The sequence below is a fragment of the Pseudoalteromonas shioyasakiensis genome (assembly GCF_024518675.1).
GTDB classification, from domain to species: domain Bacteria; phylum Pseudomonadota; class Gammaproteobacteria; order Enterobacterales; family Alteromonadaceae; genus Pseudoalteromonas; species Pseudoalteromonas shioyasakiensis_B.
Window position 1 is genome coordinate 111,102 of record NZ_JANIGL010000001.1, and the last position, 24,130, is coordinate 135,231.

General features: G+C 39.2%; 16 protein-coding genes. 15 read left to right on the forward strand and 1 reads right to left on the reverse strand.

Annotated elements, in window-relative coordinates:
• Positions 1–88 precede the first annotated feature (88 nt).
• The 15 genes from prpB (at position 89) to NQT69_RS00590 (ending at position 22,808) form a co-directional block, all read left to right on the forward strand.
• A complete protein-coding gene (gene prpB / locus NQT69_RS00520; RefSeq protein ID WP_256825780.1) occupies positions 89–961 on the forward strand; it encodes a methylisocitrate lyase in 873 nt (290 codons plus the stop codon).
• Positions 962–990: 29 nt separating this feature from the next.
• Positions 991–2,115 carry a bifunctional 2-methylcitrate synthase/citrate synthase gene (gene prpC / locus NQT69_RS00525; protein WP_256825781.1) on the forward strand — a complete coding sequence of 375 codons (1,125 nt, stop codon included), beginning with the start codon at positions 991–993 and terminating at the stop codon, positions 2,113–2,115.
• 132 nt (positions 2,116–2,247) lie between these two features.
• On the forward strand, positions 2,248–4,854 hold the full coding sequence (gene acnD, locus NQT69_RS00530; RefSeq protein ID WP_256825782.1) for a Fe/S-dependent 2-methylisocitrate dehydratase AcnD: 2,607 nt from the start codon (positions 2,248–2,250) through the stop codon (positions 4,852–4,854).
• A 9-nt stretch (positions 4,855–4,863) separates the two neighbouring features.
• Positions 4,864–6,027, forward strand: a complete 1,164-nt coding sequence (gene prpF, locus NQT69_RS00535) for a 2-methylaconitate cis-trans isomerase PrpF (protein ID WP_256825783.1) — start codon at positions 4,864–4,866, stop codon at positions 6,025–6,027.
• A 175-nt stretch (positions 6,028–6,202) separates the two neighbouring features.
• Complete coding sequence (locus NQT69_RS00540) at positions 6,203–9,340, forward strand: hypothetical protein (protein ID WP_256825784.1); 3,138 nt, start codon at positions 6,203–6,205, stop codon at positions 9,338–9,340.
• Between the two features lie 62 nt (positions 9,341–9,402).
• Complete coding sequence (locus NQT69_RS00545) at positions 9,403–10,494, forward strand: hypothetical protein (protein ID WP_256825785.1); 1,092 nt, start codon at positions 9,403–9,405, stop codon at positions 10,492–10,494.
• A 9-nt stretch (positions 10,495–10,503) separates the two neighbouring features.
• On the forward strand, positions 10,504–12,378 hold the full coding sequence (locus NQT69_RS00550) for a hypothetical protein (RefSeq protein WP_256825786.1): 1,875 nt from the start codon (positions 10,504–10,506) through the stop codon (positions 12,376–12,378).
• A gap of 312 nt (positions 12,379–12,690) precedes the next feature.
• A complete protein-coding gene (locus NQT69_RS00555) occupies positions 12,691–13,095 on the forward strand; it encodes a type IV pilin protein (RefSeq protein ID WP_306173935.1) in 405 nt (134 codons plus the stop codon).
• Positions 13,089–13,538 carry a GspH/FimT family pseudopilin gene (locus NQT69_RS00560; RefSeq protein ID WP_256825787.1) on the forward strand — a complete coding sequence of 150 codons (450 nt, stop codon included), beginning with the start codon at positions 13,089–13,091 and terminating at the stop codon, positions 13,536–13,538. Before NQT69_RS00555 ends, NQT69_RS00560 begins: the two co-directional genes overlap by 7 nt.
• A complete protein-coding gene (locus NQT69_RS00565) occupies positions 13,532–13,942 on the forward strand; it encodes a type IV pilus modification PilV family protein (RefSeq protein ID WP_256825788.1) in 411 nt (136 codons plus the stop codon). Before NQT69_RS00560 ends, NQT69_RS00565 begins: the two co-directional genes overlap by 7 nt.
• Positions 13,939–14,451 (forward strand): PilW family protein, encoded by a 513-nt coding sequence (locus NQT69_RS00570; RefSeq protein ID WP_256825789.1) that lies wholly within the window; start codon positions 13,939–13,941, stop codon positions 14,449–14,451. Before NQT69_RS00565 ends, NQT69_RS00570 begins: the two co-directional genes overlap by 4 nt.
• Entirely contained in the window at positions 14,452–16,260 is a 1,809-nt protein-coding gene (locus tag NQT69_RS00575; RefSeq protein ID WP_256825790.1) for a pilus assembly PilX N-terminal domain-containing protein, read from the forward strand.
• A 490-nt stretch (positions 16,261–16,750) separates the two neighbouring features.
• Positions 16,751–17,185 carry a hypothetical protein gene (locus tag NQT69_RS00580; RefSeq protein ID WP_256825791.1) on the forward strand — a complete coding sequence of 145 codons (435 nt, stop codon included), beginning with the start codon at positions 16,751–16,753 and terminating at the stop codon, positions 17,183–17,185.
• Positions 17,182–19,698 carry a hypothetical protein gene (locus NQT69_RS00585; RefSeq protein ID WP_256825792.1) on the forward strand — a complete coding sequence of 839 codons (2,517 nt, stop codon included), beginning with the start codon at positions 17,182–17,184 and terminating at the stop codon, positions 19,696–19,698. Before NQT69_RS00580 ends, NQT69_RS00585 begins: the two co-directional genes overlap by 4 nt.
• The gene (locus NQT69_RS00590; RefSeq protein WP_256825793.1) at positions 19,668–22,808 is read left to right on the forward strand and encodes a site-specific integrase; all 3,141 of its coding nucleotides are present in this window, start codon (positions 19,668–19,670) and stop codon (positions 22,806–22,808) included. The genes NQT69_RS00585 and NQT69_RS00590 overlap by 31 nt, the downstream gene beginning before the upstream one ends.
• 541 nt (positions 22,809–23,349) lie before the next feature.
• Here NQT69_RS00590 and NQT69_RS00595 read toward each other — a convergent pair.
• Positions 23,350–24,129, reverse strand: coding sequence for an HD domain-containing protein (locus tag NQT69_RS00595; RefSeq protein WP_256825794.1), 780 nt, complete (start codon positions 24,127–24,129; stop codon positions 23,350–23,352).
• Position 24,130: the final 1 nt, after the last annotated feature.

A 24,130-nucleotide genomic window follows, 5' to 3' on the forward strand; every position in this document is an offset into this window, starting at 1 on the left:
GCGCAGTAATTAAAGACAGTCAAACTGTCATAGTCAGTATTTAAAAATATACGTTGCCTCGAGCAGCGACCGTTCAAAGGAGACAGCAATGTCAGCAGGATCAAAGTTTAAACAGGCGATAGCAAACAATCAGCCACTTCAAGTGGTGGGGACTATCAATGCTTATACGGCCATGATGGCTGAAAAAATGGGTCACCAAGCAATTTACTTATCTGGCGCCGGTGTGGCGAATGCCTCTTTCGGCATGCCAGATTTGGGTATGACTAGCCTTGATAACGTACTTGAAGATATTCGCCGTATTACCGGTGCCAGCGACTTACCGTTATTGGTTGATGCAGATACCGGCTGGGGCGGGGCATTCAACATTGCGCGTACAGTAAAAGAAATGACCAAAGCGGGCGCGGCAGGTTTTCATATTGAGGACCAAGTAGCACAAAAGCGTTGTGGTCACCGTCCAAACAAAGAGATCGTAAGCCAAAGCGAAATGGTTGACCGTATAAAAGCGGCCGTTGACGCGAAAACAGACAGCGATTTTTACATTATGGCGCGCACCGATGCGTTTCAAAAAGAAGGCTTAAACGCGGCCATTGACCGTGCAGCGGCTTGTGTTGAAGCAGGCGCAGATGCCATTTTTGCTGAGGCCGTGCATGACCTTGCTGATTATCAGGCATTTACTAAAGCGTTAAATGTGCCAATTTTGGCAAACATCACCGAGTTTGGTCAAACGCCTATTTATACTAAAGAGCAGTTGAGTGATGTGGGCGTGCAAATGGTGCTTTACCCGTTGAGTGCATTTAGAGCGATGAATAAAGCGGCATTAAACGTGTATTCAGCTATTTTGAATGAAGGCTCACAACAAAGCCAAATAGAAAATATGCAAACGCGTGCTGAGCTTTATGACTTTTTAGATTATCACACGTATGAAAACACCCTTGATAACCTTTTTTCAGCAAATAAATAATAACAATAAAAACTAGTAGGAGAATACTCATGGTCGATAAAGCATTAGGTGGCGCAGGTTTACGTGGACAAGTAGCAGGGCAAACGGCGTTATGCACAGTAGGGCAAACAGGCTCAGGTTTAACATATTGTGGTTACGATATTAGCGAGCTGGCAGATAAAGCACAATTCGAAGAAGTCTCATATTTACTTTCACGGGGCGAGTTGCCAACAACCTCAGAACTTGCCGATTATAAGGCTAAATTAAAAAGCCTACGTGGCTTACCTGCAGCACTTAAAACAGTGCTTGAGAATATTCCAAAAGATGCACATCCAATGGATGTCATGCGTACAGGTTGTTCAATGCTGGGCAACCTTGAAATGGAAGACGATTTTAACGGTGCAGATGATGCAATTGACCGTATGGTGGCAATTTTCCCAAGTATTATTTGTTATTGGTACCGCTTTACTCACGATGGTGTACGCATTGAAACACAAACAGACGATGACTCAGTAGGCGCGCATTTTTTAACAATGCTGCACGATAAAGCACCGTCTGAGCTTTTTGCCCAAGTGATGAATGTGTCACTTATTTTATATGCAGAGCATGAATTTAATGCATCAACCTTTACTGGGCGTGTATGTGCGTCAACGTTATCTGATATTCATTCATGTGTAACGGGTGCGATTGGTACACTGCGGGGGCCATTACACGGTGGTGCTAATGAAGCTGCGATGGACATGATCCAAGGTTTTACCAGTGCAGATCATGCTGAACAAGAAATCATGGGCATGCTTGAGCGTAAAGACAAAATTATGGGCTTTGGTCATGCTATTTACCGTGAGTCGGATCCACGTAATGTGATCATTAAAAAATGGTCTGAAAAGTTAGCTGCTGAGGTTGGCGATGATGTTCTTTATCCGGTCTCAGTGCGCTGTGAAGATGTAATGTGGCGTGAGAAAAAGCTATTTTGTAATGCTGATTTTTTCCATGCTTCGGCTTATCACTTTATGGGTATTCCGACAAAACTGTTCACGCCTATCTTTGTTATGAGCCGTGTTACTGGTTGGACTGCACACGTTAAAGAGCAACGTGCGAATAACCGTATTATTCGCCCAAGTGCTGATTACACAGGGCCTGAAGCACGCAGCTATACACCAATCGAATCACGTTAAAGATGAGCTGAGCACAATAACACTGTGCTCACTTTTTCAATTGCACAGAGTTATTAGCTGATAGTTTTTTCAAACTCTCCTTAATCACGCTAGCTGTGTGCAAACACCGTCACCCAATTAGCGAGTCTCATCATGACCATTATTAATAACACACAATTTCGAAAACCGCTGCCAAACAGCAATGTCGATTACTTTGACACGCAAGCGGCTGTTGATGCTATAAAACCTGGCGCATATGCAACATTGCCTTACACATCTCGTGTATTAGCCGAGAACCTAGTACGTCGCTGTGAGCCTGATATGCTCAATGCGGCATTGTCACAATTGATTGAACGCAAGCAAGACTTAGACTTCCCTTGGTATCCAGCGCGAGTTGTTTGCCACGATATTTTAGGGCAAACAGCCCTAGTGGATTTAGCAGGTCTACGCGATGCAATTGCTGAAAAAGGGGGCGATCCCGCTAAAGTAAACCCTGTAGTGCCCACTCAGTTAATTGTTGATCATTCATTAGCAGTAGAGCATGCGGGTTTTGATCCAGATGCCTTTGAAAAAAATCGTGCCATTGAAGACAGACGTAACGATGACCGTTTCCACTTTATAAATTGGACAAAAACTGCCTTTAAAAACATAGATGTGATCCCGCCGGGTAATGGCATTATGCATCAAATCAATCTTGAAAAAATGTCGCCAGTGATCCAAAACCGTGATGGTATTGCTTTTCCAGATACCTTAGTGGGTACCGATAGCCACACCCCACACGTTGATGCGCTAGGTGTAATCGCTGTTGGTGTGGGTGGCCTTGAAGCTGAAAGCGTTATGTTAGGTCGTGCATCATATATGCGTTTACCTGATATTGTAGGTGTTGAGCTCACAGGTAAACGCCAACCAGGCATTACTGCAACCGATATTGTATTGGCAATCACTGAGTTTTTACGTGAGCAACGTGTGGTTTCAACGTATTTAGAGTTTTACGGCGAAGGCGCAGATGCGCTTACATTAGGTGACCGTGCAACTATCTCAAATATGACACCAGAATTTGGTGCAACTGCTGCCATGTTTTACATCGACCAGATGACCATAGACTATTTGCGCCTGACAGGGCGTGATGAAGAACAGATAGCTCTAGTTGAAAACTATGCTAAAACCGCAGGTCTTTGGAGTGATAGCTTAAAAACAGCTCAGTATGAGCGCGTGCTTAAATTTGATTTATCCAGCGTTGGTCGTAATATCGCGGGCCCTTCTAACCCGCATCGGCGTGTCGCTACCAAAGATCTTGCCACAACTGGGATCTCTGGGATTGTTGAAAATGAACAAGGCTTGATGCCCGATGGTGCGTGTATTATCGCCGCTATTACAAGTTGTACTAATACTAGTAATCCACGTAATGTTATAGCCGCAGGTCTTATTGCACGAAATGCGAACGCAAAAGGGTTAAGCCGCAAACCTTGGGTTAAAACATCCCTCGCACCGGGCTCAAAAGCAGTACAATCTTACCTTGTAGAGGCTAATTTATTACCAGAGCTTGAGCAACTCGGCTTTGGGATTGTGGGCTTTGCTTGTACCACCTGTAATGGAATGAGTGGCGCACTTGAGCCAAAAATCGAGCAAGAAGTCATTGACCGAGATTTATATGCAACAGCGGTGCTATCAGGTAATCGTAATTTTGATGGCCGTATTCACCCTTATGCAAAACAAGCCTTTTTAGCATCGCCGCCGCTGGTGGTCGCTTATGCCATTGCAGGCACAATTAGATTTGATATTGAAAAAGATGTACTCGGGCAAGATCAACAAGGTAACGACATTACCCTTAAAGACATTTGGCCGTCAGATGAAGAAATTGATGCAGTAATAGCACAAAGTGTAAAACCTGAGCAATTTAGAAAAGTATATGAGCCGATGTTTAATTTAACCGTTGATTATGGTGAAGATAACGACCCGCTTTATGACTGGCGCGAGCAAAGTACCTATATACGCCGCCCTCCGTATTGGCAAGGTGCACTTGCCGGTGAGCGCACTATGAAAGGGATGCGGGCGTTGGCAGTGCTTGGAGATAATATTACCACTGATCATTTATCACCTTCTAATGCGATTTTAGCCAGCAGTGCAGCAGGTGAGTACCTCACAAAAATGAAGGTGCCAGAAGAAGACTTTAACTCATACGCAACACACCGAGGCGATCACTTAACGGCGCAGCGTGCTACGTTTGCAAACCCGAAATTGCTCAACGAAATGGTAATTGAAAACGGCGAAGTTAAACAAGGCTCTTACGCGCGAATTGAGCCGGAAGGTCAAGTGAGCCGAATGTGGGAAGCAATAGAGACTTACATGCAGCGTAAACAGCCACTTATTATTGTAGCGGGGGCTGATTACGGCCAAGGTTCGTCACGAGATTGGGCCGCAAAAGGCGTACGCTTAGCCGGCGTTGAAGTTATCGTAGCTGAAGGTTTTGAGCGCATACACCGCACTAACTTAATTGGCATGGGTGTGTTGCCACTTGAATTTAAAGCAGGCACTACACGTAAAACACTGCAACTTGATGGTAGCGAAAGCTATGATGTTGAAGGTGAGTTATCACCTGGCGGCGAGGTGAACCTTACGATTACGCGTGTAAATGGTGAAGTAGTTACTGTTGCAACTAAGTGCCGAATAGATACACAAGAAGAGCTATCTATTTATTCTGCTGGTGGCGTATTGCAACGCTTTGCCCAAGATTTTTTAGAAGCCAGCCAAAGCGCCTAAGGAGCAATCATGACATTTAAACAACAAATTAAAGTGCCAGCAACCTATATGCGCGGCGGTACAAGTAAAGGGGTATTTTTTAATTTAACGGATTTACCAGAGGCCGCCCAAGTGGCGGGCTCTGCCCGTGACGAGCTATTACTTCGTGTCATTGGCAGCCCAGACCCTTATGGCAAACAAACCGATGGTATGGGTGGGGCGACGTCGAGTACCAGCAAAACGGTTATCTTAAGTAAAAGTGAACAAGCCAATCACGATGTTGATTATTTATTTGGACAAGTAGCTATTGATAAAGCATTTGTCGATTGGAGCGGTAACTGCGGTAATCTCACCTCAGCAGTGGGGGCCTTTGCAATCAGTAACGGCTTAGTTGATAGCGCACGTATTCCACAAAACGGAATAGCGATAGTACGTGTGTGGCAAGCTAATATTAAAAAATCTATTTTAGTTCATGTGCCTATGACCAATGGTGAAGTACAAGAAACCGGTGACTTTGAACTCGATGGGGTGACATTTCCAGCAGCGGAAGTAAAACTGGAGTTTATGGACCCAGCAGATGGAGAGGGGTCGTTATTTCCAACAGGAAATGTCGTTGATGATCTTGAGGTGCCGGAGTTTGGCACACTCAAAGCGACGATGATCAACGCAGGTATTCCTACTGTGTTTGTTAACGCACAGGATATTGGCTACACCGGGACAGAGCTACAGGACGAAATCAACAACGACGAGCAAGCATTAGCAAAGCTTGAGTCTATTCGCGCCCACGGAGCCGTAAAAATGGGGCTTATCAAAAATATTAACGAAGCCGCTGCGCGTCAACACACACCTAAGGTGGCATTTGTGAATAAGCCTACCTCATATACCGCCTCTAGCGGGAAAGTGATTGAAGATAGCAGTATTGATTTGGTTGTACGTGCTATGTCTATGGGAAAGCTTCATCATGCCATGATGGGCACAGCCGCTGTTGCTATTGCATCAGCAGCAGCCGTACCTGGCACTTTGATTAGTAAAGCAGCTACAGAAGCAAAAAACCATATAACATTTGGTCATCCATCTGGTGTATTAACGGTTGGTGCTCAGTCATCTTTTAGTGACAAGGAGGACTGGATAATAGAAGTGGTTTCTATGAGTCGAAGTGCGCGAGTAATTATGGAAGGGTGGGTTCGAATTTAATTTATATTTTATCGATATTAACTAGGTAACTTTTATTATATAAGTAAAGTAAATACAGAAAATTTGTCATAATCCTTGTGTAGTTTAACTGAGCAAAGAACCTTTAAAATTGTGGTTTCTCGATTTAATAAGGTAATTAATAACTTGCTTTTGTTAAGCATACAAGGAGATTTACATGGGAAAAAAAATAATAAAGATTAACCCAATCACTGCTTCGGTTGCGTTAACTCTTAGTCTAACAGGCTGTGGTTCGGATAATGATAACAATGATTATGTTAACCCTGATCCTGCCACAGTGTATAACGCCGAGGTCTCTAGCAACTTTAATACGCAAGTATCTGGTAAAGCGGTTAAAGGTGCTTTAAGTAAAGCACAACTGAGCGTAACAACGCTTAACGATGCTGGCGAAGAAGTCCCTGTCGCGTTTCGTTTAGAAGCCGCTGATGAAAGTTTTACTGCTGAATCAACCACATCTCAAGCTGATGCCGATGCAAGTGCACAAGCTAAAGTTTTAAAATCTAACCCAGAATCGGTGATGACCGGGGTAAATGGTGCGTATAGTATCTTTATCGAAGATGATTTTACCGGACCTCTTACTATCACAGTAACTGCTGCAAAAGAAGGTGATGAAAGTTACGTTAAGTGTGACTCTTTTGTTGGTTGTGGAGATTACGCAGAAGCGCCAGCAGCATCTGAAGAAGCAGGCATGGTAAATAATGGTGATGCAAGCATTGATTTTGGCGAGTGGTATAAAGATAATTTAGCACTGCAAGTTGTTAAATATATTAAAGTGCCAGAAACAGCGACGGCTAGCAATGTACGAAGTGCAAGTTTTGCAGAAGGGGACGCATCAGGCAACTCATATTTTGCAAACGTGACGTTATACACAAGTATTGCTGCGAAAATGCTACTTGACTCAGCAAAAGAAGGAACGGCTGTATCAGATGGCACTATTGCAGCTGCGAGCCTTAAAACCTTAGTGCAAGTACTCGGCCCAGATACGGCAATAAAGGCATCTGCATTACTTGCTGATATTTCACTGGGTGGTGCAGTCGATTTTACTAATATTAGCAAAGGCGATGCGTTAGATGCTGGAACTTTAGCACTTGTTCAGACAGCTGTATCATTGCAGTCACTTGCAGGTGCAGGGGCAAATGGCTCGTTGAGTGATGTTATTGCGAATCTTTCAACAGCGGTGCAAGAAGGTAAAGTAGCAAATAATGATGATGACGCGATAAAACAAATTGCGGCTGAGCTTCAAAAAGCCGTTGAGAATACAAGTTTAATTTTTGCCGCAGTTATTACTGGTGAAGGTGTTGATGAAGCGTTTGCTAAAGTTGCAGAAAATATGGGGATCACTGACCCTGAAGCGATTGCTAAATTGAAAAGCAATGCCACCGCTGCCGTAGAAGAAGTCAAAGCGAAAGCGACTTCGGCGGGCGTAGGCTCAGAGCTTGCTGATACAGCTGAAGAAGTTAAAAGTGCGCTTGAGAAAATCGGTTGTGAAGATAACTGTGATGTAGGCGAAGACTTTGATGCTCAAGTAGCTGACGAAGTAACAGCACAAATTATCGCTACCCAAGATTTTATTGAGTTAGTTGCTCCTCAGGTAGAAGGCGCAGAAACATCATTAGCGAAAGTTGTAGAATTAGGTGATGCAGGCCTTGAAACGTCAGAGCAAGCGTTAACTTTTAACGATGCAGTTTTTGCTTTGTCTTTTAACTTACCACAATATAATGATTGGCAGCTTTTAATTCAAGCAGCTTTAATAAAAGCTTCTGGCTTAGCTAAAACTGCGCAAATCCTTGCGGATAAAAACGATAGCTATGCTCAGCTACTTGCTACCGCACAAAGCCTTGAAACTGATTTAACATCGGGTCTTGCAGAAGTAAACGCGATAATTGCAGGTGTTGAGGCGCAAGTAACTCGTGCCAGCGATGCGGTTAGCGCACAGGGGCTAGAGCTCGATGTAGCTATTGTAAATGCGACTGCCGCATCAACGAGCATCGCTACAACGCAAAGTTCAGTTGAGACTTCTGCTGCTGCATTAGAAACAGCGATGATAGCCGTCGATGCTGCTATGCTAACAAATTCTGAGACATCAGAATCTGCAGTTGAAGTTGCTAACACTGCGATTATAGTGGCGCAACAGCTAGCAGCTGATGCTGAGCAGCTTGAACTTGCTGCTACAGCAGGTTCATCTGCAGCAACTACCTTAGCAGCGCTTGCACAAGAAGATGCAGATAAAACCTTGGCAACAGAGTTACAGGCTGCTGCGTCAAGTGCGATGACTTCTTCCACTGAGTTTACAACTCAAGCTGCAGCTGATTTATCAACTGCTCAGTCATTACTTGATAATGCAGCCATGGCGGTTATCAAGTTTGAGCTCCTAGCTCAAGTTAAAGCGGATACAGCAACTATAAACGACGTTTCACTTGTGACTAAAACAGGTGGTAAAGCTGCATTTGACGTAGGTGAAATAGTATATGACGTTTTAGATGAGGCTTATGACTTAGGTGATGAAGCCACTGATGTTGTATCAACTCGTTACCCACAATGGACATACAGCTTTAATAAGACAAACCAAGGTGAGCAACGCTTGTTCTTATCACTTAGTCACGAAGATGGTGAGCAGTTTGTTGAATTAAAAGGTGAGTATATTTATGACTCAAGTAAAACCGAAGCCCCAGCTCGTTTAGCGTTAGCTTATAATGGTTACCTTGCAGTTGATGTGCTTGATGACAACGATGAAGTTACTCATACAGTAATGGCATCCTTAGGTAATTCAAATGATGACTTATCAATAGTTGCATCAGCGTGCTTAGCCGGTAATGCAGAGCAAGGTGATACCTGTACTATTTTTGATTTCAGTGGTGATGTGTCATTTGATGATATATTCAACAGCTCACTAGTGGGTGTTGAATCACAAAATGAAGTCACTTTCACAGATGGTGACGTAGGCTTTGTTGGCACTGTGACAGCTAGCGGTGATGATATTACTGAAATGGGTAACATTACAGCCACAGGCGTGACTGGAGATTTAGATTTCACCGCTATGGTTTGGTTGGATGACTCTGTTGAAGATGAAGCATATGGCGTCGAAGTGAAGCTTCATAATGAAATTAGCTACAGCATTTCAATGTCGGCTACGGATAGTAATGATGAATTTACTGGGTCTGTAAATGCGACTTATAATGAAATGATGATGCAGTTTGGTACTGTTACTGAAATCACCAATGGAATTTCTGTTGAATACATTGATGGTGAAGTAATCGACTACACTGATATTACATTTTTAGACGAGTCTAAGTAATGTAAAACTAAGAGGGAGAAATGTTCTCCCTCTTAACTACAATAATAACAAGTGATAAAAGTATGAAAAAAAAAATTCTTACGTTAGGATTTTCCACATTACTAATTTCCCCATTTAGCTACGCAGATAGCGATTTCCAAATTTTCTCAACGTTTGATTCTGTAGTTTATACCGAAGCACAACCCGTTAAAGCATTTATTGATGATTTTGATGCACCGTTAACCTCAGGTGATAGCGCATTTACTTATAATATTTTTGAACTTGGTGTTGGTTACGGCAATTTTAAAGTAGGTTATCAAAGCCGTTTTGATTATGTGTTAAGTTTTGATCCAGACACAGCCAATTATCTGCATACAGAAAAGAATGACCTGCCATTTGAAGAGCGCGATTATGTTTATTATTTAGATGGTAAACAATCGACGACCAATGGTTTATTTGTTTCTTATGATTTTAAATTTTTAGAGTCAGATGCGCTTACAATCACCCCTAAACTTACCGTGTTCGCCAGTACTCATTTTCAAGATGCAAATGTCGAGGGCACGGTATACAGTGATGAAATCCAAGGCGCGTTAGAAGTTGATTATTATTTTTCAAAAGATGTGTTATTTAAGCGTTTTACCCCCGATGAAAACCCATCTGGTGTAGGTTACAGCTTTGATTTAGCGGCTGATTGGAAGGTCAATCAAGATTTAACGCTAGGATTCTTAGCGCAAGATCTGTTCTACGAAACAGAGTATGAAGACAGCGGTTTTGTTAATGGTTATACCACAGAGGTACCATTTACCGAGACCTCAGACGGTGGCATTGCTACAGAACCTACCATACGTTTAGCCACATCTGAACTGGGCCACGAAAAAGCACATACATTTGAAATGCCTGTGCGAATAAAAGCCTATGTGGATTACCGTATCAATTCACAGTTCTCTAGTGAAATTATGATAAAGCGTTACGATCAAGATACCTTTTCACAACTGAAAGGACGTTTTCACTTTTGGGATCATTGGGCTTTAATTGGCGGTTATGAAACTAATAGTGAATCATTTTTACTTGGTGTAGAAAATGAGTACTTTGGATTAAATGTACAAACAGATAATCTAAATATTGATAAAGCCTATTATGCCAATTTGAATTGGTATATGAAGTTAGCGTTTTAAGGATCACTTATGTTGAAAAAAATATTGTCAACCTGCTTAATTTTGGCGCTAACTGGTTGTGGTGGTTCTTCTGATGATTCATCTGAGAACGAGTTAACGTCACTTGCGGTTGAAACATCATCGACGGTTAGCTTTTATATTGCTCCGTGGCAAAGCTCGGCAGGTACTTTAATAATAAGTAATGAAGACTCATCACAGGTTCAAACACAGATAGTTGACGACATTAACAGCGTTACCTTGGCATTAGATAGTTTAGACTTTCACCGAGTAGAGTTTATCTCTGAATCAACAAGTTTAACGTGCCCAAGCTTTGATGGTTGTGGCCGTACTCTGCGAGATAACGAAAATGACCTTAACGGAAATCGCTTCATAGACTTTGAAGAAGTTATGCCGTTATCTTTAAATTATAAGGCTGTATTTTTTAGTGCACCTGGGGAGAATAAAGTTTACCTTTCGCCAGTGAGTTCATTGGCTTTTGATGAAAGCTTAGATATGAGCCTTGCAAGCTTGAGTGCAACGCCTTTTTACCATCTAACTCATAGTCAATTGAATGATAACCTGGAAGCTGAAATACTGACTAATGCGCTGACTTTTGGTGTCATTTTGCAAGCAGCAAAAGAGATCGAAGCAAATCTTGGCACAGATATCGAACCGCAAACCACCATTGCGGCTAGTTTAACTGGCATCACAGATTACGCTACTTATGCACAGCAATACGCCAGCGAAAACTTGCTAAATATACAAGGTAACCAGCTGATTCAAGCGGTCATTGGTGATGTCAAACAACGGTTATTTGCAATCGGCCAGATGAAAAGCGCGCAGCCTTTTGCTACCACCGAGCAAGCGCTTGATTCGCGGGTATTGCTTGAAGATGTTCGTGATGTAATCGGTGTTATTCGACTACAAGAAAAAAAATATAGCGATGAGCTTGAAGCAAAATTAACTGAAGTTGAAACTTTATTAGATACTGATTCGCAACAGACAGTGCTGACCCTTAGCAATGTTTTATATGATGTACTTTCTAACTTTTCACCCATATCAAATGAAGATGCGGGAACTTATAGTCTAGGTGACTTAAGCGTTGTGTATACGGATTCTCCTTATATCTGGCAAATCACAGGCACTTATGATGGACAAGACGTTTTTATCGACATGAATGTACCAAAGTGGCAAATAAGCAGTGTACTCGGTAATCAAATCATCGGTGAACTAAATGCAAAAATCAGTAACGAGACGACGGTATTAAGTGTCGATGTAAGTGAGCTGATAATTAGCTTTGACGGTACAGATGATCCATTTGAGCTGGAGCAAGATGAGGTAACGGGTATTGGCACAATCACAACCGATATTTTACTTGAAAAGAATAACGCTCAGCTTGCAGGGACAATAACAGCGTCAATCGATCGATTTGTCAGCCCGTTTGAAGAGTTGTTAACCGTGGTGTCAGGATTTGACTTTGATGGCGAAATTAGTTCAGAGCTACAAAATATAGGGATTATCATTCAGGCTATTGAAACGACACCTTTTATTAATGAAGAGAATGCAAATATCGCTTTTTCATTGCAGTTAGCTATGGCTTTAAATGGGGCTCCAGGATTTAAACTAGCCTATGTTGGCGAGCTTGATGAGCTAGATAATGTAAGTAATGGAGATGTGTTTTTAACGTTGCAAAACAGGGCATTAGATCTCAATATTCGCCAAGTCGGTGAAAATATCAATGCGGTAATAAAAGGCCAATATGGCCGTTGGCTTGATATTAAACAAAAGGGTCGAAATTACAGCGGCGGTTTATATTTCGGTGATACCCAAATTGCTGATGTGACCGCGGTTAGAGGTGTTCCGGGGATTTTATTTCCTGATGGCACTTTTGAATCGTTGTTTTAAACGTGTTTTGGCTGCCTCACTGGGTGAGGTGGCCATAGGCTTTTTAGCAGTTAATTCCTATAACCACTATTCATACCCTAAGCTTATTTTAAAGGCATATTTTAACTCCAACAATAGTTGCTTTTTCGTTTCTGATTAAGGGAAAGTTGTTGTTTTAATGTATATTTTCGGCTTTATTCCCGCATTAAGATTGACAATATCACCGTTGATATTATTATGCTCAATTGCTGAGCAGTTTACTGGTTTTTTATATTCGCTTAATATTAAATTATGACTTGCCGTTGTTAGTATTTTAATTTTATAGGCCACCCATTGATAACCCACCCTAGTACACACAAAGTACAAGCTGGATTTACTCTAGTCGAGATCTTAATTGTTATAGCCATTATTGGTATTTTGTACGCAGTCGCAATGCCGAGCTATTCGTCTTATATTCAGCAAAGTAGACGAGCAGATATTCAGCAAGTGATTTTACAGCAGGCAGCAGTACTCGAGCGGCAATATACACGAGTGGGGGGTTACCCGCACAGTTACACTTTCCCCGATTCAGAGTTTTATCAGTTAAGCTACCAATCAGATGCAACGAGCGGGGAGTCTAATGGTTCCGAGTTTTATATTCAGGCTAAGCCTATAGCATCTCAAACCGCGGATTCATGCGGTAAGCTTGGGTTAGATCATACAGGGACTAAACACTCTGAGGATGTGGGCTGTTGGTAAAAAAACACCTTGGGTTTACGTTATTAGAAGTTTTAATAACCATTACAATTATTAGTATTTTAACTGCTGTTGCAGCGCCATCATTTATTGATTTTATAAAGCGCGACCGATTAGTCACAAGCTCAAATCAGCTACACAGTGTTTATAAACTTGCACGTAGTGAAGCCATTAAGCGCGATCAGAGTGTACAGCTTGAAGCGAGTCAATCACAGTGGTTAGTTAAAACTCAAGTCGGAACATCGCAAGAAACATTAACAACCTTTACTCCCACTCATCAGAGCATCACGGTTGAGCTTACCACCATAACAATTAGTAATACCGGTGAACTAAATAACACCTTTGAATATTTGGTTACAGATAACGACACTTCTACAACAGACTTTAAACTCTGTTTATTGCAAAGTGGGCAAAGTTGGATAGTTGAAGGTGCCCAAACATGCTGAGTAAAGTGAACTCAGGATTCTCTTTATTAGAAGTACTTGTTGCGCTTATTGTAGCAACCGTTGCCTTATTAGGCTTAGCAACCGCGCAACTTAAGTCATTGCAATACGTCACAAATAGTTTTAATTACACAGCATCCATAGTACAAGCAAATAATGTACTTGAGCGTATTTGGCCACGTTTATGTGAATTACAACATACCAACCCCGCACTCTATAATGATGCTGACTTTAGAGCCAGCCTAGCACCACAAATTGATGCTTATACCCTGACACTGCCTGCTAGTTTTTCTAATGATCTATTGGTTGAAATAAGCTGGGAAGATAAACGCTTAACAGATAACCTAGAAAACCGAGTTGCTATTGTTGGCAGTTATCCAACACTACCAGTAGGTTGCACGCCATGAGTTTTACACTACCTAATCAATCCGGTTTTACACTCGTGGAATTAATGGTAGCCCTTGCTGCAAGTATGTTTTTACTAGGCGGGGTTAGCCTGGCTTATTCATCAATTAATAGCAGTACCAATACCGCAAAAGAATTAGAAAACGCCTTGGATGTAATTCGCTTTAGCAGCAAAATGTTTACTCGCAGCCTTAAACAAACGAAAGTACAACCTAGTTTTAATAATGGGGTGCTAACTGTACAGCAACAAGCTGGGGCTAAAGCGTGTACAGGGGATATAAAAGCCGCTGATTTTACCGAGCTTTATAGTGTGACTGACGATGCACTGTTTTGCGATGCTGGTGCAGGAAACGTAAAAGTACTCAATGGTATTCGTGCGATTAACTACACGATTTCAGAGCAGCTAGTTTCGATTGCAGTACAGCCTACAAATTTACCTGCTCAGTTTAATAATCAATTTGTTATTGACGTAGCTATGACACAAATAGCGATGAATAAGGCGTTTCAATAAATGAATAAGAATACAGGCTTTACCTTAGTTACTGTTCTTATACTGACTTCAATGGCAACACTTGTTGTACTGAGTACGTTACGAGATAGCGTTATTCAGGAGCGCCTTAGTGGTAACTTTCAAAAGAAATTAAATGCGCGTTTGATGTCAGAAAAAGGCGTTTACGCCAGTATTGAAAGTTTAACAAGTGATATATTAGCGGATCCAAATACCACAATAGACGATTTAGTGGCTGCAAATAGTGAACTCAGTGGCACCGGTGAATTAGCATCGAGCAGCTATAATGCGTCAATCACCCTTGATGATGAGGGTAACCTAGTGGTCTCAAGCCAAGGCAACCGTTTTGAAGGCGAAGAGCAAATGCAAGCGGTGTTTGAATACGTTCATGGCACCAGTGGTGGCAGTGAGACGTCTGCATTCTCACAGGGAGTAACAGGTTGTGCAGGGGTGGCTGTAACGGGTAGTGGGGTTATTGATAGTTATGATTCATCACTGGGTGATTACGGCGATACCTTGGCTGATGGTAATACCAATATTAGTGATACAGCCTTTGTAAATACTTTGACTGATACTGGGCACATTGTTCTCAGTGGTGGTGGGGCAATTAGTGGAGATGTTTTAGCGTCGGGCGATTTAACCACGCGTGTTGATATCACAGGAAATGTTCATACAAATGGTAACCTGGTTGCATCAAGTAGCGTTGATATCGGTGGCAACGCAAGTGCTTATTTATCTTATACACATCAAAGTTCTGGTACAGTTGCTGGCAGAGTTTCAGCCAATGATACAATTTCCATTAGCCAAGTGCATATTTATGGAGGAGTGCAAACGGTTGGCAATTTTGAGCAAAAAGGGGGCAGTGTAAGTCAAGGTGTTCGGGCTTTAGGGAATGTTTCACTTAACCAGTGGGGTAGTGTAATTGTTGGCGATGATTTGCAATATGCAGGTTCTGGTTCATTTAAAGGTGATACCGAACATTATTATTATGCTCCTTATAAAGTCTCTAGTGCGAGTCTGTCTTGGATCTCGCCTGTCGAAAAAGTGGAATTAGGCAGTGAAGCGCAACAAGGCATGACAACATGTGATCCATTTGACTTAAAACAAGCCATTGATGCAATAAGCCTTAGTACAACAAGTCCTGATTTATTCATTAATAACAATAGTTCAAAAGGCGATCTACTTGAGCTTGAAACCACTCTTGCGACATTTCTAGTAGATTACGGTAGTACGCCAGATGGCGATATTACAGCTCAATCGGCGGTATTTTTAGATTCGGCAACGCAAATTTTATATTTCGATGATGTAACAATTAGTGGCCGGATGACGGTAAAAGAAAACCACAATGCAGTGATGTTTGTTGCTGGCGATTTCACGATGAATGGTGCAAGCTCGCTGACCATCCCTGACAATAGCAGTTTAACCATTATTATTGAGGGTAAGTTAAAAATAAGCTCAGGAGCACAGGTTTATACTCCGGATAATGGCATAACACCCCAAGGCAGACCTGTTTTTAGTATTTATAGTGCTTACGATGGTAGTGGCTCTGGCATTGAGTTCTCTGGTGGCACGCGCGAAGTTTACGCCGTGATTTATGCGCCTTATTCACATGTTGATGTGGCCTCGGCAGTTGGCTTTAAGGGCTCTATCCTTGGTGAAACAGTCAGTGTTAGTGGTGCTGGTGGCATTCACTACGATACAGCTCTGGGTGAAGCCAGCTTTGGTGGTACAACAGGCGGAACTGGCTCATCAGGGCGGTTAATTTTTAAAGAATGGCGGTTTGTAACAGTGGATTCTGAGCCTGAAACATAACGTGGCCTTTGCTTACTTTTGTTTGACTCGAACCACCGACCTCTACCATGTCAAGGTAGCGCTCTAACCAACTGTCGTATAATAGAGTTCTTAAATTAAACTTATTACAGGGAGTATTAAATTTGGTACGACCGAGTGGATTCGAACCACCGACCTCTACCATGTCAAGACGTTAATAAATGAATTGTTATTTTGTTTTTAAAACAGCAATTTCCTATATTTCATATTGTTAAGTGTTGTTTATGTTTTTGATCCGGCGTATTTAGTGAGATTTTTAACGTAGTTAAACTTGATAAAGGCGCTGTTTAGGCACAAACTTAAAAAGTCATTATTACCACTATTGTGTTGATTATCTATGTTGCCGAACAAAATAAAGAAAGCCTATTCAAAAATTAATTTGCTCCTTGGCACGGCCAAGTTAAGTAATGTGGATGTATGCTCGCTCGCCTTAGATAGAACTATCAGTACAATAATTTTAGAAACGAATATAGTGTCTTTTTTAAAATCCAGTCATGATGATAGTTTTGATGATTTAGACTCTTTTTATTTAGATGCATATCAAGCTCCGATGATTTGTTATGAAATCGACGGTCAGTATTATGTTGTATCAGGGCTTTTTACTTACACTAAATTACAGCGAACTAAAATATTAGACGAAAAAAATTTTGTTCCATGCTTGGTTATTTCATCAAGGCCTAAGCCCTCTGAACGTAAACTCATATTCTTAAATGATGTTTTAAGAATTATGCTTAAACAGTATTTTAATGTAAATGGTACAAGTATATCTGCACTACTTAAAAGTCTCTTTTCAGAGGAACCTAGTGTTTTTAAAACTCAATCTTGGAAAATGCTTTTTCCAAAAATTAAAACAAAAACTGAATTGTGTACATGGCTCAAAATTAGTACAAAAGTTGTGAAATTATGAGCTCTTTGAAAAGCGAGATACTAAATCATATTTTTTCGGTTTGTAAGATAAATCAAATAAATTTGGAAAGAGAAGACTTACAAAATGACTTAGATGAGTTTTTACGCAAAATAAAAGCACCAAAAAGTGATTTACAGGGATTATCTTGGGTCTTTTGGTTAGTTGAAGAAATATCAAGGAAACTACCAGGATACTTACCCAAATTACTAAACCTTTTGAACTTAAAGTCATATATTTTTGATGCTGTAAAGCAATATGAAGTCCGCCTTTCAAAGATTAATTCAAACCTATATCACTCAAAATCTTATAAAAAAGGTTGGTGCGAGTTGTATCCGTTTTATGTGTTTTTAATAAAGTCGCATGATTATAAGCATGACGAACAATTTTTGTTTCTTATTTTTCATTTCATAGAGCATTTTTTTGATGTTGAAGATGTCTTAACAGATCCAGATTTAGCAACTAAGTCAGCTACAAGAGAGAATGAAGTCTGCTCAAAGTTTAGGCACTTGATATCTCATAATAATACTAATTTTCATCCAAAACAGAACGCCTTTCTTTTATCTCATTCTAAGCAAACAATCATAGCTAATTTAGAAGAAATACAAAGAGAGAATGAAGATAAAAATACTCGAGCCTATATCAATAGTTTATTACATTTTTATTTTAACGATTGGTCCCCAGCAAAGTCATATAACCGGCATGGAAGAAGAGGTGATTTAAGGTTTAAACGTTATCAGAAGCCAAAGTATGAAAACTTATTAAGCAGTGATAGCATAAAAGTTCTTAAACCTGAAAAGGAGATTCTTCATGACGGTAATGGTATTTTCATTGATGATCTGTATGAACAAATGCCATATGTTTTAGTTAACAATGAAGGTACGCTTGAAAATTTTGAGATTAAAAGTGTCGAAAAAGTATTCAGTAAAGATACACGTTCAAAAAGAAAAGTTGATGTTACAAGCAATGTTATTCGCTCCCATAATATTGCCAAGCAAGATACTCGCTTACTTCGAGAAAAAGATTTAGGGATCTTATTTACTACTTTAAAAGCTATGGCTTTTCAAAAGAAGAATAAACCGTTAGCGATAGCTTGTTGGTGTATGTTCCTATTAAGTAAAAGTTGCGAAGAAGTAATGGAACTAAACTTCTCCTATGAGCTAGAAGATGCACGTACAGGACTTTATGTTGATAAGTATGATGATGCTTGGTGGGTCTTCAATATTAGCCAATCCTTAAAATCTTTGATCGAACATCAAGGTCTTCACACCGTTGAAGACCTTGCTATAACTCGGTGCCCAGATTTTTTAAGAGAGTTGATCCTAGATAATTTGAAGGATAAAACACAACAAAAAATTTTCTCTAATGAAGATATTATAACTTTAAAACATCGACTAATACATAAACTTAAAAAAGTGTCAGAAAAATCAAATTCTTCTCGATTAAGCATTTCAACAATTAGTAACTTCGTTGTTAATTATTTAAATGCAACTGAAGTCATCGACCCTATATACATCGATTTCAGTTACGATGTGCAGCTGTATATGACGCGCGTTGCTAGAAGCTACAGTAATATTGAGGATCATTTGCGTTGTTATATGCTTAAAAGGCTTTGGCAAGAAGTTAAAAATGACTATAAAGCGTATTATAAAGAAGAGTTAGAGCTTAAGCTTTTTGAATTTAAACCGTATAAAAAAGAGCGTGTTTCACTTGGCTCTAAACTGACTGTTAGAAACGAAACACTTTCAACACTCATTAATAAATGTGTGGCTAGAATTGAAGAACTTAGCAAACTGAGCAATAAGCATTCAATTGATTGGTTACTAAATTTTCATAACTCTTATGTACTGTATGTCACATGGATGCTCATGTTTGGTACAGGGTATCGAGCTGTATGGAACCCTTTACCCACATTATCGCTATATGTCCCAAGTCTAAATTTATTAGGAATAAGTGATAAAGATGATAGTGATTTTACCCATTCAAGATTAGTATGTATTCCAAGCAAACTGAAACAACAAATTAATGATTATATAAACCATTTAGAATCCTTACGAGGTCTCATCAGGGCTCAAAATTCAGCGCTAGCATTAAAAATTGATCAATTTACACAGGCACCTTCATCAAGCTTAAATATGAAATTTAATGAATCAGCTTCTTGGTACGCAGACATAAGAAATTCCAGAAAAAATTTTGGCCCCCTTTTTATTTTCGAAAAACAAATAACAGGCTGGAAAGTAAAGCCATTATCTCCACAAAAGCTTATTGATAATTTGCCTAAAGGCATGTCGATTCCATCTAATGCAGGTAGACACTGGCTTAAAAGTCAGCTCTTAATACAGGGAGTGAGAAGTGAGTTAATTAATCTACAAATGGGTCACTGGCAAGTTGGTGAGCTGCCATTAGCTAAATACTCTTCATTACGATACAACAGCGTAATAATGGAGCTATTACCACATTTAGACAGTATTTTTGAGAAGGTAAAATGGCGAAAGGTAAAATCGATTCTTACTTAATAGATTTAAAACAACGAAAGACATTACATCCTTGCTTTGAAGAAATAAGAACAGCTTATTTAAAATATAGTGGTGATTTTGATGAAAGCTATACTGAGGAAGGCCTTACAGACCTTTATAACAAAATATGCGAGTTACTGTATCAACATTTTAAAGGCTGTAAAAATGATTATTCGAAGCATCAATTTAGAAAAATAGAGAAAAAACTTAAAAGTGACTTACCAACTAGACAGTTACAACTTAAAGTAATTGATGCCATTTTTAATTATGGCGAAGAACATTTTAAAATAAAGGCATTACCTGTAACTTCGATCGTAGAATTAAAAAAAGAGAAACCGATTATTGTTCCTACAAGCATTATCAAACTTCCTATAGCGCTAGATTTGTATGAAATTCTACAACAAGAGTTAAAAAATCCAAAAAAAGATCTGGTTGATAATGCTGAATTTGGTCGGCTTATCTTATTATTGTATTTCACAACAGATATACGGTCATTATATGAATTACAGGCAATTATTAATAACCCTAGTAATTTGTTTTATGCAAAAGGGATCAGTTTCTGGTCTGGGGAAATAAAAGGCGAAGTGGAGCGCTACCTCTTATGTGATGCAGCTATTTTGTTGTTATTTAAATTACAAAAAAAAATGAAAACCCGTAGTATTATTTGCTTCAAAAAAGAAAAATTAACCAAATACCTGCAATCATTTTTAAATTGTTATGAAGACCGAGAGGAAAAATGGTCAGGATTAACATTGGCAAAATTACAAAGGTTACGAGAGTTAATTTATGTAATATATCTAAGTCCTTTTTCATATTTAACCTACTTTCAGCCGAACCTGTCGGTAAAGCTACCTGAAGCTTGTTTTTTTAGAATTATTACTGGCAAGGCTATACCACCTGAAGAGCTGCTTGAGCCAGACTTAAAAGAAAATAACTTTTCTGATCGAAGGTTAATTTTAAACGGTGCCATGAAATATTCAGCTCCAAATGAAATTATCGGTGAGCTAGAGACAATTTATGTTGCTTTAAAAAAGAGAGATATACAGAAAGTGCCAAGAAATGAGATTGTAAAATATATGCACAATGTATTGGAGCAATCTAAATGTCAAAATGTATATAAATTATTATTACTAACGTGGATGTATCATCTTTTAAAAAACGGAGGTGTGCATAAGAAGAAGCTAAGGCTTAGAACTGTAATTGATTATGTTAAGAGTATCAGCCATCCTTTTTTGACAGTGTTTACCCTGTGCAACTTTAAAGAGCTCCAAGCACCGGACTGGGAAACTAAATTGAATGAAGCTGCGCAATACTTTACATCAGGGCAAAGAAGGAAATATTTGTATTATTTTGCAGAGTATTTAAAAGAGAGTAGGGCAGTTCAGCAGCTAAATACAGATAATTTAGATATTTCATCAACTAAAACAGAGGTCAGTGCAAATATTATATCCGCGTCTCATACGACTGCAATCCTCGAATATATACAGCAACGCTATTCGGATCTACGTGATAACTCAGATCAACTAGTCGGCTATGAATATCAATATGCTTATTTGTTACTATGCCTTTGCTTTTATAGTGGTTTGCGGAGAAGTGAAGCAGGGAAACTGTATATTAGCGATCTCGATTTTTCTCCTGCATTACCAAAAAGTGACGAATTTGACTGGTGCACATTAAGTATCAGACCAAATAAACTTAGAGCACTGAAATCAGCCTCTGCACGCAGGGATTTACCCCTTGATGGTCTATGGCCTAAAAAGCATTTAAAAGTATTAAGATCGTATTATCAAGAGCAAGATACTAATCATCACAAAAATACATTACTTTTTAATTGCCAAAATTCAGTTGAGCGTGCATTTGATCTGATAACTCGATTGATGCAGTACTACTGTAAAGACCATTCATTAAAAGTACATCATCTCAGGCATAGTTTTGCTAATTGGGCTTGGTGTAAACTGAATACTGAACTGCTTGAAAAAATGAGATTAAGATTTGATTGTGTTGATGATGAGTTGTTTTGCAATGAGCTAAATGAACGGTTATACCATCGATTAAAGTTGAAAAACAACACGCGCTCGAAAATGTATATTTTATCTCATTTATTAGGGCATAAGTCCGTAACAACAACTTCATCTAGTTATCTGCATTTAAGAGATATATGGCTATATACAGAGATAAATAGTCAATATACGGTTAGTAACAAATTGCTTAATGTATGTGTTGGCAGAGCTAAACTTACATCACAAAAACAATGTCTAAGTTTGATAGAACGCATAACATTTTTCACATTACAGCAAGAGTCATCTTGCTGTATTAGGCTTTGGAATAAGCACTTTACTTCCTATATTGAGCAATTCCCAAATCTACACTCATTTGAAGACAGATTTCACCCTATCAAACTAAAAAAATTGTTAGATTATGCAAAAATACTCGCTGCATGTAACTCAAAGAGCCCAAGCGAAATCTCACAGTTATATGGATTATCTGTTGGTTATATAACGATGTTATATGAGAATGCAAAAGCTGTTCATCGATCTTATCCAGAGTTTGGGGATAAATTGCCTGCAGTTCCCCATTTTCCAAGCTTTAAAGGTATTGGACTTAACGATGAGTCAAAAGGAAAAACCTCTCAGGAAGCTTTTAAGTATTTATGCAACAAAGCAGATAGTTTATTACAAACTGGTTATATCAATCTACGTGAAGTTTATGATGCTGTAAAAATACTAAAATATGCAGCCGCAGGTAAAAATTTTGCGATTAGATCACCAGATGTGACTATGAATAAGGACTTCTTAAGATTATGTCGAATGTTAGAGCTGAAAGATAGGCACCTTCATTTTAAATTTCACAGAGGTGAACTTAGTTCTACTGACGCTTTAGAAGCCAAGCAAAAATGGGAAACTTTGATAAAGGATGTGGGCTTTTATAACTCATTAGTGAATGAAGCTCCTGAATCTGAGGGGCGGTTTTTAAGAAACAGTTCAGGGCTAGGATACCTTGAGATATCGGTTTTAATTAGTAAGAGAATGTGCTTCAGACGTGTTCAACGTCATTATAGTTTATTCAGCTTTTTTCATTTGTTATTAATACTCAGCTTTCAAAGCGATTGATATGGATATTTCAAAACCTTAATTTTGCAACATGCAGGGAAGCAATATTATTAAATTTAAATTTATCGATTTTGAAATGTTGGATTAAAAGAACTTGAGAAAATAGGGTCATCAGTATTGGATAAGACATTTGATTTTACTAAATAATAAAGTACAACTTTTTTGAGAAAGTAAGCTTTATCGATTACCCTACAGGGAAAAATCAAGCTGAATTTTTAATCATTGCTCAATTGTCTAAAGTACTAAGGATGATTTCACGCCAAGAAATCAATAAAGTTCAATTTTATTTGTACAGAAATGATGAATGTTGAATTTCAGTGTCAATTAAGCGATGCTGTATTCAAAGTGCTCATGACTAAAGAGAGTGTTGTTCAACTGAAAAAGGTAAAAGCTTACACTTGAGCAATAATTTTTAGATGCATTAAGTTAAGTATACAATTAAGTACACCACAGAATATATTTTTAGCACTGCAAAAGAATAGATAAATTTTATCCAAAAGCAGCCCGGGCAAAGTTTTAACGTACCGGGCAATTGATTCATTCAAATGCTCTTAGATTCATTTGTAACCTTCTCCGCTAATAACAACACCTTCTGAGCCGGGCTGTATTCAGTCTTCTTTGCGCTTTTTAGGGTAAGCATTTGTGTTACATTTCGAAGTAGAGCAGTATCCATTGTCGCAAGTTTAGCCAGAGGCTCTGCAAGTATAGCAAAGTTAAAGTTGGCATCACTTTGGTATTTAGCCGCCTTTTGTTGATTAAAAATTAAGGTGAATATATTACCAATATCTTGAAATAGTGCTGAAATTAAAATTACTTGGCAATCTAGTTCGTTATAGTGAAGGCGGCGAGCGTTACTGTATGCCATTTCAGCCACTTCAATACTGTGTTCTAGCAAACCATGTTGGTACGCATGATGTTCGTCAGCTCCATTTGCTATCAGAAACTTATCTAAAATATTTTGACGTGTGAGTATAAAGTCAGAAAAAGGTGTGAGAGTAGGTAGTGTGATATAGCTTAACAATCTCAAAAACCGTCCAATAAGGTTTGACTTATTTTCAGCCATTTTTAACATCATAGTTTCAAATAATTCTAAATTACAATTTGCATCAATTGTTTTGATACGACAAAGAATGATATTTCCAAATTTATCTTTAGAAAGAGTCGCATAAGCAAGTCCATAAATAAAGTTACTGGCTCTTGCAACCTCTATAGATGTAATGGCATGCACTAGTCTCTGATTAATTATCAATGCATAATGAGCTATCGGCATTGAATCAATAATAGTGATTTTTTGAACCCATACATAATTTGTATCCATCATT